Source organism: Synechococcus sp. R55.3 (genome assembly GCF_047461975.1).
GTDB lineage: Bacteria > Cyanobacteriota > Cyanobacteriia > Thermostichales > Thermostichaceae > Thermostichus.
Genome location: NZ_JANSIG010000021.1, coordinates 1 through 14096, shown reverse-complemented (window position 1 = coordinate 14096; position 14096 = coordinate 1). Strand labels below are relative to the sequence as shown.

Here is a 14096-nt window from a genome sequence, read left to right as displayed (position 1 = left end):
CTGCCAGCCATGCCTGCCCCTGTCATCACCCTCAACCATGTCAGCAAGGTCTATTCCAATGGCACGGTGGCTTTGCAGGACATGAATATGACCATCCAAGAAGGGCAGTTTGTCAGCTTGGTGGGGCCATCCGGCTGTGGGAAAAGCACGGTGCTGCGGTTGGTGGCGGGTCTGGGGCATCTGACCACAGGCTCTATCGAATGGGGGCAAAGTTTTGAGAAGAACGCCCCCCAGGGGGAGCCCAAGTTGGCCTTTGTGTTTCAGGAGCCGGCTCTCATGCCTTGGGCAACGGTGATGGACAATGTGCGTCTGCCCTTGAAGTTGGCAGGTGAGCCCAAGCCAAAAGCCGATCGAGATGTCTTGGAAGCTCTACAACGGGTGGGCCTGCAGGGGTTTGAGCGCAGTTTTCCCCGCGAGCTATCGGGCGGCATGCGCATGCGGGTTTCCATTGCTCGCGCCCTGGTAACCAAGCCCCAAGTGTTGCTGATGGACGAGCCCTTCGGCGCTTTGGATGAAATCACCCGCAGCAAGTTGAACAGCGATCTGTTGGAGCTGTGGCAAGAAAAGCGCTGGACGGTGCTCTTCGTTACCCACAACATTTACGAGGCTGTCTACCTGTCCAACCGCGTGGTGGTGATGGCGGCTCGCCCAGGGCGGGTGGTAGCCGATATTCCCATTGATGCACCCTACCCTCGCTCGGAAGACTTTCGCACCTCTTCCCTTTACAACAACTACTGCCGTGAAGTGTCGGCCCGTCTGCAGGAAGCTATGCACGGCTCAGCTCAGGATCCTTATTTGCGCCCCCTCTCTGCCGGATGTTTGCGCTGACGGGATCCCTTGCTTGACAGTGCTCCCTTGACTCTCTATTGCGTATCTCAACTTCACGATATGTTCGACCCGTTTGTCCACCTTCTCGACCCATGGCGCCGTTGGCTGGGATCCCTTGTTGGCTTGGGGGAGAGCTGGCCTCTCCATTGGCCAGATTGGTCTCTGCCCAAGCTGACCGGCGCAGTTGGAGAAAAACTCGGATCCCAACCCACGGATGAGGCAGACATACCGAGTGCCGGCTCAGGGGTGCCTGCAAAGGGGTTGAATCTGGGCCGTTGGTTCAACCTGGAAGTGATTGCCCCCCTTATCGTCGGGATCCTCTTCTTGGTGGGCTGGGAAGTGGCGGTGCGGGTAACGGGAGTGCCCCACTACCTCTTGCCGGGGCCGATTTTGGTGGTGCAAACCCTCATCCGCGACTGGGGAACGCTTTTTCCTTCCCTGTTGATCACTGTGCAAATTACGGTGGTGGCCTTTTTGGCTGCCACAGTGTCGGGGCTTTTGGTCGCGATTGTGTTCACCCAGAGCAAGTGGATTGAGCGCAGCTTTTTCCCCTATGCGGTGATTTTACAGACGATGCCCATTGTCTCCATCGCCCCGCTGATCATCATTTGGCTGCGCAACAACACCTTTGCCGCGATGGTGGTGTGCGCCTGGATTGTGGCTTTTTTCCCGATTCTTTCCAACACCACTCTGGGGCTGAACAGCGTCGATCACAACCTGCTCAACCTGTTCCAACTGTACAAGGCCAACCGCTGGCAAACGTTGATCTACTTGCGGCTACCCAGTGCCATGCCCTATTTCATGGGGGGCCTGCGCATCAGCGGTGGCCTCTCTTTGATTGGGGCGGTGGTGGCGGAGTTTGTCGCTGGTACTGGCGGGCAGCGGGCCGGGATCGCCTACCAGATCTTGATCTCCAGCTTCAACCTGCAGGTGCCCCGCATGTTTGCGGCCTTGATCTTGGTCACCGGCTTGGGGATCCTGATCTTTATTTCCTTGAGTGCTCTATCCGACCGGGTGTTGGGCAAGTGGCATGAGAGTGCTGTGCGCCGAGAGAATTGAAAAATTGAACTTTGGTGAAAATTAGGGCCCCCTCTCTAACATCTAGGGTCACTTGGATTCAAACTAGGACGCTGCACCCACCCCTAAAACGTTGAACGCACGCGGCCAAAGGCTTTTCTCAATAGCTCAGGCGCCTCACTCTAACCTGAAACGACTAAGTGCCTTGAATAGGAGCAGGTGGAAGGCGTCTTCTGGAAAAGCCCAGAGATATCGCTGCGCTTGCTGTCGGGTGCTGTCGGCGGCTATCTCAGATGCTATTTTTGGGTTGCTATCGGAGGGGGATGAACTCAGTGCGGCCAATGATTTGCTGGCCTTGATCCGAGAGCGCGTAGTTGATGAAATCGGCCACCACAGGGCTAGTCCTCTGAGGTGCCACCAAAAACACATTCCGCGCCAAGGGGTAGCTGCCCCTCTGGATGGCCTCACGGGTGGGCATCTGGCCGTCGATGGGCACAATCCGCACCGTTTGCTGGTTTTGCACCTGATCGACAGTGCTGTAGGTGATGCCATCTTCTCCCAAAGCCCGCAGCAGCGGGGTGGTGACATCTTCTGTGGCGGTGGTGAAGTAGGGAGGGTTATCGGGAGCGAAGGGCAGCCCCAACAACACGAGTTCTTGGAAAACGCTGTAGGTGCCGCTCTGGGGGGCGCGATTGAGGACCCGAATCCGCCGATCCGGGCCGCCCACCTGGCTCCAATTGGTGATCCGACCCTGGAAGATATCGGCCAATTGCTGCAGCGTCAGTCCTCCTTTGTAGGGGTTGTTCACCCCCACCGCCACCGCCAGGGCATCTTTGGCAACCGGGATCGCCTGTAGACCCGCCTGCACTTCGCTGGCATTGAGGGGGCGGGAGCTAGCGGCCATCTGGATGCGACCTTCCATCAGGGCCTTCAGGCCGGCATTGGATCCATTGGGCTTGCCATCCGGGATCCCATAGGTGAGGGGAATGCCGGGGTTGCGCTGGGTGTAGCCTCCCTTCAGGGCCAAGACGATCCGGATCATCGTGACGCTGCCATCCATCTGGAGCACTGCTGGGTTGGGCAGAGAAGTATCCAGATTAACGGCGTTGGCAGGCGGGTTGGGTACCTGGGCCTGAGGGGGGTTGGGCGCTGTTGGGGCTTGGGGCCGGGCAGCTGGAATCTGGCTGGGGATAGGAGGCGTGTTCTCTCTATTCAGGAATGAGTCCAACAGGCCGGAACGATAGGCATACCAGCCGCCGCCTCCCAGTATCGCGAACAAAAGAATGTAAACGATTGGAGGTGGGCCGGAAGGTCGTGCAGTCATGGGATCCCCCCTAAAGAAAATTCACGATCCAGACTTTTGAGACTTCCCCCTCTGTTGTATCAGCTATCCGCGCAGATTGGGTGAGCAGCAGGTTAAGGTGCATCTATCCGCCCATGGCCGCCTCTCGTCCCACCTCGCGCAGCTCAATTACGTCCGCACGGGGATCCGCCTGCACAACTTCCAACTCGATCCAAGCCCCCAGAGGAATCTGGCGTTCTAGGCGCACCGGCACCCGAAAGGCAATCTCATCCAGCATGGCCAACACCAAGTTTTCCTGCTCGCGCAGGTAGCCCAAGACCAAGGCCCGCCAAGTTTGCCCCGGTCGCAGCCGCAGGTATTCGATGCTCCAATAGCGCTTGGATTTCCGCTCCACCTGGTTGGCCTCAGCGGTGCCCGGCTCAATCCCCACCAGCAACTGCTGCACATCCGCCTCCGTCAACGGCAAGGGATCCCCGCGCAAAAAGGCCTTGATCTGGTAGTGGGCCACCAAATCCAGGTAGCGCCGAATCGGGGAGGTAACCTGACAGTAGGCCTCAAGCCCCAGCCCTGTATGTCGCCCCGGCTGGGTGGCTACTTCCGCCCGCGATAGACAGCGCATGATGGCAAAAGACCGAACTGGCCCCTGGGGATACCTATCCAGCACTTCGGGAGGAGGTAAGTCGGGAGCCGGCTGCAGACGATAGGGCACCGGGATCCCATTTTGGCTGGCGAAGCGGGCCGCCACCTCGCCGGTGAGCACCATCATTTCTGCCACCATCTGCCGCGCAGGAGTATCCTCGATTACCCGGAGGTGGGGGATCTCGTCGATGACCTTGATATCTTGCTCCGGCAGGCCGATCTGAATGGCCCCCTGAGCCATGCGCCACCCATAACGCCACTGGGCCGCCCGGGCAATAGCCGTCAGTTGGGCCTCTGCCCCCAACTCCAACATTTCATCGGCATCTTCGTAGGTGAGGCGGTAGGTGACTTTGATCTGGCTGAGGCAAATTTCGGAATCCCGGATCTGGCCGTCGGATCCCAGTAGAATGCCAAAGCTAAGGGCAGGCCGCACCTCTCCCTGCACCAAGCTCATCGGGCCGGTGGACAGCTCCGGCGGGAACATCGGGATCACCCGCTCCGGCAAATAGACGCTGGTGCCACGCTTGCGGGCTTCCAAATCAAGGGGATCCCCCCACTGCACCCAACAACTGGGATCAGCGATGTGGATCCAGAGCTTCACCGCGTCATCCGACCAGAACTCGACGCTGAGGGCATCGTCAATGTCGCGGGTGCTGGCATCATCGATGGTGTAGGTGTGGAGGTGGGTGAGATCCCGCCGCAGGTGGGGATCCCAGAAAGAGGGAGGCTGGCTGAGCAGGGCTTGGGTGTATCGCTCCACCGCCTTCGGGAACTGGGTTGGGATCCCGGTGAGGCGCAGGGCCAGGTTCTCGTGGCGGCTCCACAGCCCCAGAGCCACCAAAGCTTCAAAAGCCCCCTGCGGAGTGTCAGGAAACCCCATCAGCTCCAGCAGTTGCGAGGCCCGTTCCCGATCCGACAGGTTGAGATTGGAAGAGAGATCCTCGTGGCTGCGAATGGCTGCCGCCGCTCCCTGTAAGGCCAGGCGTTCCAGCACCTCCAGGCGGGCCCGCTCGGCAGGAGTCCAGGGATACCCTTGGCCGGGATGAGCCAGAGCCTCCCGCAGGTGGGCCTCAAACTCTGCTTGTTCCTGCTGCCGTTGTTGGGCGACGGCCATTTGATGGAGGATCTCCTTCACCTGAGCCGGAGTGCGGGGTTCGTAGCTTTCCCCCTTTTGCTTGAAGTAGGTGCGATCCTCGCTCAAGAGGCGATAGGCGGCATAGGTAGAGACCGGAGAATCATCAGAAAACAACAGCTGAGCCATTTCGGCCAAGCTCAGAGACCGCCGCTCCTCCTGCACCAGTTCCCAGGCCAGCGCCAAGCTTTCGGGATCCAACTTTGCTTGCACCGCCTGCCAAAAGCCGGGAATGTCGGAAGCCGTGAAGCTGGATCCCCCGTTCAAAGCAAAGGTAATCTGGCGAGGGTGAACACTATGAACCTGCCCAGAAGGCACCCCCAGCAGTAGGTTCTTCTTGCCCTCAGTGCCCTGAACCACTGCCAACACACGGTCGTTATTGTAACGAAACTCCACCAGTGTGCCCTTTTCCACCCGTTCTCCCCATGTCGGCTGTCGTTAAAGCGCAGGCTTTCTTCCATTCTCCATCAGCTCTGCCCGCCTGCCTACCTGGAAACCCCAGCCAGAAGACGTACGGGCACTTGAATAGATAGCAGATGTTAGATATATCGGTACTTAAGCATATAGGTATGTGATATATAGACACACGAGATACAAATTTTTGGGTAGATTGCGGTTATGTGTTGGGCACTGCGATTTCAGAGCAGAGGCCAGCTCTGCCAAGTTCCTGGGATGAGGTTACCAACTGGAGTCCCTAAATTCCGTAGAGATACTGTTGCCAGCATTTCGCAAGTGGATACTTCCACTTCTTCCATGTGTGATATCCTAGAGACTAGGGGTAGGGCACAGTTACCATAGGCTGCTCCCCAATTGAGCAAGCAAAAGGGTGGTACTCAAGAGTCGTTTCCCTACAGTGAAACCTACAGTGAAAGTCACGGAAACAGGAGATTCCGTATTTCTTCACCTAAAACTTTTTAGCTTAGCGCTCAAAAGGTAAACCGTGGACAACCCGAAGCGACTGTTGCTCATCGACGACGATCCGAACTTAATCCTGCTGGCCAAGGACTACCTAGAGTTTCGCGGTTATGAGGTGGTGGCGGCAAGCAACGGTCTGGAGGGGTTGGAAGCGATGCGCCATTTCACTCCAGACCTGATCATCTGCGATGTGATGATGCCGGAGATGGATGGCTACACCTTTGTGGAAACCATTCGCTCCAACAGTGCTACGGACTGGATACCTGTGATTTTTCTGTCGGCGCGTGGGCAAACGGCAGACCGGGTGCGCGGCCTGACCACAGGGGCAGATGTTTACATGGTCAAGCCCTTTGAGCCGGAAGAATTGGTGGCGCAGGTGGAATCTTCTCTCAAACATACTGAGCGCCTGTTACAAATGCAGGGCGCGGGCGTTCAACCCGTCATAAAACTGGATCGGGAAATTGAGCTGACGCCAACAGAAACTAAGGTGATCCAGTACGTGGCCAGGGGCCTGTCCAACCGCGAGATTGCCGAAACTCTTGGGGTGAGCCAGCGCACCGTTGAAAGCCACGTCAGCAACATGCTGGGCAAAACCGGCCTGCACAACCGCACAGAACTGGCCCGCTGGGCGATAGAAAGTGGTCTGGGCAAAAAACCGCTATGATTCCTCTCCTTTTTCGGAGTCCTCTTGCTTAGCGGCTCAGGAACTCTCTCTCCTCAGCCCGATTGGAGATAGGGTGGTAGCAGCGCTTGCAGAGCAGAATAACCATGGTGGGTAAGTTTTTTCAAAAATTGGCAGGAGAGGATCCCTTGTCGGGTCGGCTACCCCCTGGGCAGCATTTGGCGCGGGGCTTTCCGGTGCTCACCTACGGCGATACGCCGGTGATCCGGCCAGAAGAATGGCGGCTGCGCATTTGGGGATCCGTGGAAAAAGAAGTAGTGCTCACCTGGGAGGATCTGCTGGCCTTGCCCCAACATACGTTCACCGCCGATTTTCATTGTGTTACCCGCTGGTCAAAGTTGGATGTGACTTGGACAGGGGTGCGGATCCCGGACGTGTTGCAGGCAGTATCCATCGCTCCTGAGGCCAAGGCGGTGATGCAACGCTGTTATGGTGGCTACACCACCAACCTGACTCTGGAGGAGTTCATCCGCCCCGAAAACTACCTGGTTCATACCCTGGAAGGACAACCGCTCCCGGTAGGGCCGGTGCGCACTTTGATCCCTCACCCATATGCCTGGAGTTTCCCCCCTAAGATCAGCTGGGCTTTTGGGGGAGCAACGGCTACTACATGGGCGGTGAACCCTGGGCCGAAGAACGCTACAGCAATCTATAGAGGCTCTGAAATTTTGCGCTCCTTTAGCAGGGATCCCTCGAAGTTCTTTGCCGCTATCTGCCGTTTTGGCCGCAAACTGAAGAGAGCACCTTGGTTGCCGTTGCTGCGAACGCCTGAGGTGCCTGTGTCTTTAGATCTCAAAGAAAGCTTAAATAGCAAAGCTCAAAAGATCCATTGGACTCCATTCCGCTTACGCAAACACTAGAAATCATGGGATCCCGTTCACCGCGTCCAGCCCGGCCCATCCGTTCCGGCCGCTATCCGGCCAAAGAGCTGTGCAGCCAGTGCGGCCTCTGCGATACCCGCTACGTGGCCCACGTCAAAGAAGCCTGTGCCTTCTTGAACCAGCAACTGACCCAGTTGGAAGAACAGACCCACGGGCGATCCCGGGAATCGCTGCGCTCAGGATCCCTCGCCGTCACCGATACCGATTACTTCGGTGTCTACGAGGCAATGTTTACGGCCCGCAAACGGGATCCGATCCCTGGTGCCCAGTGGACGGGCATCGTCAGCAGCATTGGCATGAAGGCCCTCACCAGCGGCTTGGTGGAAGGGGTGGTGTGCGTGCAGGCGGATGAGCGGGATCGCTTTCAGCCCCGGCCCATCTTGGCACGTACCCCCGAAGCGGTCTTGGCGGCGCGGGTCAATAAACCAACCCTGTCCCCCAATTTGTCGGTGCTGGAGCAAGTGGAGCAAAGTGGCCTCAAACGCCTATTGGTGATCGGGGTGGGCTGCCAAATCCAAGCTTTGCGGGCGGTGGAAAAAAAACTGGGCCTGGAGAAGCTGTACGTGTTGGGCACGCCCTGTGTGGACAATGTCAGCCGTGCCGGGCTGCAAAAGTTTCTAGAAACCACCAGCCGCTCCCCACAGACGGTGGTGCACTACGAGTTTATGCAAGACTTCCACATCCACTTCAAACACGAAGATGGCTCGGTGGAAAAGGTGCCCTTCTTCGGCCTCAAGACCAAAGAACTCAAGGACGTGTTTGCCCCCTCCTGCCTCAGTTGTTTTGACTATGTGAATGCTCTGGCAGATCTGGTGGTGGGCTACATGGGATCCCCCTTGGGCTGGCAGTGGCTGCTGGTGCGCAATCAGCGGGGGCAAGAGCTGTTGGACTTAGTCTGGGAGGAGCTGGAAACCCAACCGGTGATCTCGCAGGGATCCCGGAGGGCGGCAGTGCAGCAGGGGATCCCTGCCTACGACCAAGCCCTGAGTTTGCCAATGTGGCTGGCTCGCCTCTTGGGGGCGGCAATCCAGCGCTTTGGGCCGCGCGGCCTGGAATATGCCCGCTTCTCCATCGATTCCCACTTCACCCGCAACTACCTCTATGTGCGCCGCCACTATCCCCAGAAGTTGGAGCAGCACGTGCCCCCCTTTGCCCGGCGGATTGTGGAGCAGTACCAACTCCCGCAAGACTGAGGCTCAGCAGTAGCGGATCCCAGCTTCCGCCCAGCGATCGATAGCCTGACCTATGCGCTCGCAATCGGCAATTAGGCTAATCCGCACGTAGCCCTCTCCTCCCTCTCCAAAAGCGCTGCCGGGGGTTACGACCACGCCTGTAGATTCCAGCACCCGCAGGGCAAACTCCGTCGATCCCTCAGGGGTGCCGTCGGCAGCGCGGGGGGTAGGGATCCAGAGATACATCGTCGCCCGTGGCGGCTCGATCCGCCAGCCCAACTCCGCTAGGCGGCCGATCAGATAGTCGCGCCGGCGGCGGTAGCGCTCTTGTACCTGCTCCAGGTAGCTATCCGGCAGGCGCAGGGCAGTTTCGGCGGCCTTTTGGATGGCGGCAAAAATGCCGTAGTCGAGATTGGTTTTCAGGGTGCGCAAGCTCTGGATGATCTGGCGATTGCCCACCACAAATCCCACCCGCCAGCCGGCCATGTTGTAGGTTTTGGAGAGGGTGTGGAACTCCACTGCCAAGTCCTTGGCCCCTGGGATCTGCAGCAGGCTGGTGGGCCGGTAGCCGTCAAAAGCCAACTCGGCATAGCACAGGTCGTGCACCAGGATGAGATCGTAGCGGCGGGCAAACTCCACCACCTCCTCAAAAAAAGAGCGGGGCGCAACTGCCGCCGTCGGGTTGTTGGGGTAGTTAAAGTAGAGCACCCGCGCTTGCTGGGCCACTTCCGGCGGTATTTCTTGCAGATCGATCAACCACCCCTTCTGCGGGCGCAGCATCATCGGGTAGATCTGCCCGCCGGCAATCATGGGGCCGCGAAAATGGGCTGGATAGGCAGGGCTGGGCACCAACACCAGATCTCCGGGATCCACATAGGCCAGAGCCAGGTGGGTCAGCCCCTCTTTGGATCCCAGCAAAGGCAGCGCCTCTCCATTGGGATCCAGCTCCACCCCGTAGCGGCGCCAGTACCAATCCGTGATCGCCTGGCGGAAGCTGGCCGTGCCCTCAAAGGGCGGGTAGCCGTGGTGGGCGGGATCCGCAATGGCCGCCTGCGCCGCCTTCACCACCGGCTGTGGGGTGGGACCATCGGGGTTGCCCATGCCCAGATCGATCAAATCCAACCCCTGCTGGCGGGCGCGGGCCTTCAGCTCATCCAAGCGGGCGAAGACATAGGCGGGCAGCTTGTTCAGCCGCTGGGCAGGAACGAGAGCGCGGTTCATGGCAAGAATGGGGAAGGGGCACAGCCGGTGCCTGATGGGAGGATAGGTACCTAACTTACCGCCAGACCTGCATCCAAAGCAATGATCGAGATTGGCGGCTTTGGGCATCCGGGATCCCGAACAGCTAGGATAGATATCCCAAGTTATCGACGAGCCAACAGTGCCCCTACCTCTTGTGGCCATTGTGGGCCGCCCCAACGTGGGCAAATCCACCCTCGTCAACCGCATGGCGGGGGTGCGTTCGGCCATTGTGCACGATGAGCCTGGGGTGACCCGGGATCGCCTGTACCAGGAGGTGGAGTGGAACGGGCGCCGCTTGCGGGTGGTGGACACCGGCGGCCTGGTTTTTGGCGACGACAGCGAATTTCTGCCCCACATTCGCCAGCAAGCGATGGCAGCCATGGCCGAGGCGCAGGCCGTGATCTTCGTGGTGGATGGCCGAGAGGGACTGACACCCGCCGATGTAGAAGTGGCCGATTGGCTGCGCAAACAACCCCTGCCGGTGGTGGTGGCCGTAAACAAGTGCGAGTCGGGGCAGATGGGCCTGGCTCAGGCAGCAGCCTTTTGGGAGCTGGGGCTGGGGGATCCGATCCCCTGTTCCGGCATCCATGGCAATGGGGTAGCCGAGCTGTTGGAGGCGGTGCTGGCTCACTTGCCCGAAGTGACCGAAGAAACGGTGGGTGAGCCGGATCCCATTGCCGTCTCGATTGTGGGACGGCCCAACGTCGGCAAATCCAGCCTGCTTAACCGCCTGGTAGGATCCGAGCGGGCCATCGTCAGCCCCATTTCCGGCACCACCCGCGATGCCATCGACACCGTGGTCACCTGGGAAGGGCAGCCCTATCGCCTCATCGATACCGCCGGCATCCGCAAAAAAAACCGCGTGCAGTACGGCATTGAGTTCTTCAGCATCAACCGGGCCTTCAAGGCCATCCAGCGCTCGGATGCAGTGCTGCTGGTGATCGATGCTTTGGAGGGGGTTACCGAACAGGATCAGAGGCTGGCCGGGCGCATCGAAGAAGAGGGCCGCGCCTGCGTTGTCGTCGTCAACAAGTGGGATGCAGTAGAAAACAAAGATACCCACACCATCAACGAGTTCACCCGCGAGATTCGCGACAGGCTTTACTTTATCGAATGGGCGCCGCTCCTGTTTGTCAGCGCCCTCACCGGGCAACGCACCCACAAAATCTTTGAGCAGGTGAATACCGTGGTGGCCGCCCACCGCAAACGGGTTCCCACCGCTGTGGTCAACGAAGTGCTCCAGGATGCTCTTGCCTGGCAATCGCCCCCCACCAACCGCCAGGGCAAGCAGGGCAGAATTTACTACGGCACCCAGGTGGCGGATCGGCCCCCCACCTTTGTTCTGTTTGTCAACGATCCCGATTTGTTTAAGGATAACTACCGCCGCTTCCTGGAAAAGCACTTCCGGCAAAACCTGGACTTTACCGGTACCCCCATTCGCTTTCTCTGGCGCGGCAAATCCGAGCGCTTGGTTGGGCGGGCGGTGCGAAAATTGGAGAGATCCCTGACCTCTCGTTAGGCCCTCTGGTCTACTGAAAGCCTATGGCTGTGGATCCCAACGTCAAAACCCTGGTTGACAACCGTCGCGCCCGCTTCGAGTACGACATCTTGGAGACCTATGAGGCCGGGATCCAACTGACCGGCACAGAGGTGAAATCGATACGAGCGGGCAAAGCCAACCTGCAAGACGCTTTTGCCCTCTTTCGGGATGGGGAAGCATGGCTGCACAATCTGCACATCTCCCCCCATGACACCGCCAGCAAAGTGTTTAACCACGACCCTACCCGCCGCCGCAAGTTGCTGCTGCACCGCCGCGAGATCGACCGCCTACGGGGCTTGGTGGAACAAAAGGGCCTGACCGTGGTTCCCCTCAAGCTGGTGCTCAACCGCGGCTGGATCAAAGCCCATCTGGGCGTGGCCCGCGGCAAAAAGCTCCACGACAAGCGGCAGGCAATCAAAGAGCGGCAAACCCAGCGGGAGATTCAGCGGGAACTGAAGGAACGATAAATTTCTCCCTGAGCCCCTGCTGGCTTCCACGTCGTTTGCCAAGCGCCTTTTTGTATTCTCAGATACAGCGATCTGCAGCGGGATCCCGATGATGGATGTAGTCTTCCGGCTTTGGATCCCTGTTCTGTTGGAGCTGCCTGTGAACTGGAATCTTACCCGCGCTTTTTCTCCCTCGAGAGGCTGGGCTATTGGCCTGGCAGTCGCCGCTCTACTGGGATCCACCCCCACAACGGCGCAGGAGACCTTCAAAGTGGGCATGGTGCTGGTGGGGCCGATGCAGGATGGCGGCTGGAGCCAGGCGCATGTGGAGGGCAGCGAATACGTCAAGGCCAAGTTGCCCGGTGTCGAGTTTGATTACCTGGATAAGGTGAACCCGGCGGATCGGCCCAATGTGCGCGCCTCCCAGGTGGCGGATGACATGATCGCCCGAGGTGCGAAGGTTATCATCTTTACTTCCGATGACCACAAAGACGACGCGATTGAAACGGCCCGCAAGCATCCCGAGATTGCGGTTATCCATGCTTCTGGGGACATGGCCTGGAAGGAGGGGAAAAATTACATCGATCTGCCCAACTTGGCCAACATCATGCCCCAGATGGAAGCGATGCGCATGGTGGCTGGCTGTGCTGCAGCCCTGGGCTCCGAAACCGGCAAAATTGGCCTGTTGGGACCTCTGATCAACGATGAAACCCGCCGTTACGCTGCTGCCGCCTACTTGGGAGCCAAATACTGCTGGGAAACTTACCGAGATCGTCCCGAGGAGTTGCAGTTCCGGGTGACCTGGATTGGTTTCTGGTTCAACATTCCAGGGGTTACTTTGGATCCAAGCAAGGTTGCCGATGACTTTTACAACGGCGGCTTTGATGTGGTGATGTCGGGGTTGGATACGCCGGAGGCGGCGGTACAAGGCAAGCGGGCTGCTGAGGCCGGAAAGCGAGTGCGCTACACCCACTACGGCCTGGCCAGCGGTTGTAACTTTGCGCCCGAAATTTGCCTGGGGGTTTCCTACTACAACTGGGGGCCAGGATACAAGCAATTGATCGAGGCAGCTCGCGCGGGCACCTTCGAGAGCCAATTCCTGCGTCCGCCCATCGACTGGTCGGATATCAACAACCCGGACACGTCTTCGGCAGGGTTCATCATGGGAGAAGCCCTGGAGCCAGAAGATAGGGCTAAGTTGGAGGAGTTCATCGCCGGCTTGGGGAATGGCAGCATTCAGCTCTTCAAGGGGCCGCTCAACTTTCAAGATGGCACGCCCTTCTTGGCTGAGGGAGATGTGGCCAGCGAGGTCGAGATTTGGTATCTGGGCCAGTTGCTAGAGGGCATGGAGGGAGCCAGCAACTAGCGGAAGGCGTTCTAGGCTCCGGGGAGGGGGAAGAAGCGGTCGGTGGCTTTCACCCGCTGACACCAGGCTCGGATCTGAGGAAAGGGCTTGAGGTCAAACCCGCCCTGCTCCGCCACATGGGTGTAGGTGAAAAGGGCGAGATCGGCGATGGTGTAGCGGTTGCCCACAAAAAATGCTTTCCCCTGCAGGTGGCCTTCCATGATCTCCAAGGCCTCTGTTCCAGATTTCAAGTTCTGGGCGATCACGTCAGCATGGGCCTCTGCTTGGCCGGCCCGCACCCAGAAGCGAGTGGTGGCGATGTAGCGGGCAATGCGGGTTTGTTCAAAAAGCAACCACTTCAAAATCTCGGCCCGTTCCAACTTGTTTTGGCCGTAGAGGGGGGTGTCTTCTGCCAGGTAGACCAAGATCGCGGCGGACTCGGCCAAGACTGTTCCATCTTCCAGTTCCAAAGCCGGGATCTGGCCCAGGGGGTTTTTGGCCAGGTACTCGGGGCGGCGGTTTTCTCCGGCCCTGGAGTTGACTTCAACCGTCTCATAGGGGATCCCCAATTGCTTGAGGAGCAATTCCACTTTGTAGCAATTTCCGGAGGTTGGGATCCCGTACAGTCGCAACATTGTGGTTAACCTCAGCCCAAAGCACCTTACAAAGAACTTCGTCCTAACAACGCCAACGGCAACCCAATCAACAAAAACCCTCTGTCCCTAACACTTTTTTAGCGGCTTTGTCCTTCCAACTGATACATTTACGCTGAACACTGCTGACCATTACTGCTCAACGGTGAAGCGATAGCATTCTGCCCGTTTCCGTTGTCGCTACGCGACGCTAACGCGACCGCGTCAGCGGGACGGAGTCCGTTCGCGTCAGCGGGACGGAGTCCAAACAGAAAGGCGGTATCCCGCAAAGCTCTGAGCATAACACCCAGAGCGCCTTGCC

The 14096-nt window shown here is 58.7% G+C and carries 12 protein-coding genes and 1 pseudogene; 8 read left to right on the top strand and 5 right to left on the bottom strand.

Annotated features, from left to right (window positions below):
• Positions 1 to 9 precede the first annotated feature (9 nt).
• Both NW849_RS05175 and NW849_RS05170 read left to right on the top strand, forming a co-directional pair.
• A complete protein-coding gene (locus NW849_RS05175; RefSeq protein ID WP_414356323.1) occupies positions 10 to 828 on the top strand; it encodes an ABC transporter ATP-binding protein in 819 nt (272 codons plus the stop codon).
• Positions 829 to 888: 60 nt separating this feature from the next.
• A complete protein-coding gene (locus tag NW849_RS05170) occupies positions 889 to 1887 on the top strand; it encodes an ABC transporter permease (protein ID WP_414356322.1) in 999 nt (332 codons plus the stop codon).
• Between the two features lie 268 nt (positions 1888 to 2155).
• Here the strand turns inward: NW849_RS05170 and NW849_RS05165 are convergent, their stop codons facing one another.
• Positions 2156 to 3169, bottom strand: a complete 1014-nt coding sequence (locus NW849_RS05165; RefSeq protein WP_414356321.1) for a phosphate ABC transporter substrate-binding protein — start codon at positions 3167 to 3169, stop codon at positions 2156 to 2158.
• Between the two features lie 103 nt (positions 3170 to 3272).
• Complete coding sequence (locus tag NW849_RS05160; protein WP_414356319.1) at positions 3273 to 5333, bottom strand: ribonuclease catalytic domain-containing protein; 2061 nt, start codon at positions 5331 to 5333, stop codon at positions 3273 to 3275.
• A 526-nt stretch (positions 5334 to 5859) separates the two neighbouring features.
• Between NW849_RS05160 and NW849_RS05155 the strand changes: the two genes are divergently transcribed.
• The 3 genes from NW849_RS05155 to NW849_RS05145 all read left to right on the top strand — a co-directional run bounded on the left by NW849_RS05155 (position 5860) and on the right by NW849_RS05145 (position 8590).
• Entirely contained in the window at positions 5860 to 6498 is a 639-nt protein-coding gene (locus NW849_RS05155) for a response regulator transcription factor (protein ID WP_414356318.1), read from the top strand.
• Between the two features lie 104 nt (positions 6499 to 6602).
• On the top strand, positions 6603 to 7376 hold the full coding sequence (locus tag NW849_RS05150) for a molybdopterin-dependent oxidoreductase (RefSeq protein ID WP_414356317.1): 774 nt from the start codon (positions 6603 to 6605) through the stop codon (positions 7374 to 7376).
• Between the two features lie 5 nt (positions 7377 to 7381).
• Complete coding sequence (locus NW849_RS05145; protein ID WP_414356316.1) at positions 7382 to 8590, top strand: Coenzyme F420 hydrogenase/dehydrogenase, beta subunit C-terminal domain; 1209 nt, start codon at positions 7382 to 7384, stop codon at positions 8588 to 8590.
• A gap of 3 nt (positions 8591 to 8593) precedes the next feature.
• On the opposite strand, the gene NW849_RS05140 is transcribed toward NW849_RS05145, so the two are convergent.
• Positions 8594 to 9790, bottom strand: coding sequence for an aspartate aminotransferase (locus NW849_RS05140; RefSeq protein ID WP_414356314.1), 1197 nt, complete (start codon positions 9788 to 9790; stop codon positions 8594 to 8596).
• Positions 9791 to 9950: 160 nt separating this feature from the next.
• On the opposite strand from NW849_RS05140, the gene der reads away from it, so the two are divergent.
• From der to NW849_RS05125, 3 genes are all read left to right on the top strand, one after another.
• Positions 9951 to 11330 carry a ribosome biogenesis GTPase Der gene (gene der, locus NW849_RS05135; protein ID WP_414356313.1) on the top strand — a complete coding sequence of 460 codons (1380 nt, stop codon included), beginning with the start codon at positions 9951 to 9953 and terminating at the stop codon, positions 11328 to 11330.
• A gap of 23 nt (positions 11331 to 11353) precedes the next feature.
• Positions 11354 to 11818, top strand: a complete 465-nt coding sequence (gene smpB / locus NW849_RS05130; protein WP_011432891.1) for an SsrA-binding protein SmpB — start codon at positions 11354 to 11356, stop codon at positions 11816 to 11818.
• An 88-nt stretch (positions 11819 to 11906) separates the two neighbouring features.
• Entirely contained in the window at positions 11907 to 13163 is a 1257-nt protein-coding gene (locus NW849_RS05125; protein ID WP_414356312.1) for a BMP family lipoprotein, read from the top strand.
• A gap of 11 nt (positions 13164 to 13174) precedes the next feature.
• On the opposite strand, the gene NW849_RS05120 is transcribed toward NW849_RS05125, so the two are convergent.
• A complete protein-coding gene (locus NW849_RS05120) occupies positions 13175 to 13777 on the bottom strand; it encodes a glutathione S-transferase family protein (protein ID WP_011432893.1) in 603 nt (200 codons plus the stop codon).
• A 128-nt stretch (positions 13778 to 13905) separates the two neighbouring features.
• Positions 13906 to 14096 (bottom strand): annotated as a pseudogene (locus NW849_RS05115) (hypothetical protein); the annotation flags it as partial.

Bases quoted from the DNA above. Each gene is read 5' to 3' on its own strand.
- NW849_RS05175 (WP_414356323.1), top strand. From the start codon at position 10: ATGCCTGCCCCTGTCATCACCCTCAACCATGTCAGCAAGGTCTATTCC.
- NW849_RS05170 (WP_414356322.1), top strand. From the start codon at position 889: ATGTTCGACCCGTTTGTCCACCTTCTCGACCCATGGCGCCGTTGGCTG.
- NW849_RS05165 (WP_414356321.1), bottom strand. From the start codon at position 3,169: ATGACTGCACGACCTTCCGGCCCACCTCCAATCGTTTACATTCTTTTG.
- NW849_RS05150 (WP_414356317.1), top strand. From the start codon at position 6,603: ATGGTGGGTAAGTTTTTTCAAAAATTGGCAGGAGAGGATCCCTTGTCG.
- NW849_RS05145 (WP_414356316.1), top strand. From the start codon at position 7,382: ATGGGATCCCGTTCACCGCGTCCAGCCCGGCCCATCCGTTCCGGCCGC.
- NW849_RS05140 (WP_414356314.1), bottom strand. From the start codon at position 9,790: ATGAACCGCGCTCTCGTTCCTGCCCAGCGGCTGAACAAGCTGCCCGCC.
- smpB (WP_011432891.1), top strand. From the start codon at position 11,354: ATGGCTGTGGATCCCAACGTCAAAACCCTGGTTGACAACCGTCGCGCC.
- NW849_RS05125 (WP_414356312.1), top strand. From the start codon at position 11,907: ATGATGGATGTAGTCTTCCGGCTTTGGATCCCTGTTCTGTTGGAGCTG.
- NW849_RS05120 (WP_011432893.1), bottom strand. From the start codon at position 13,777: ATGTTGCGACTGTACGGGATCCCAACCTCCGGAAATTGCTACAAAGTG.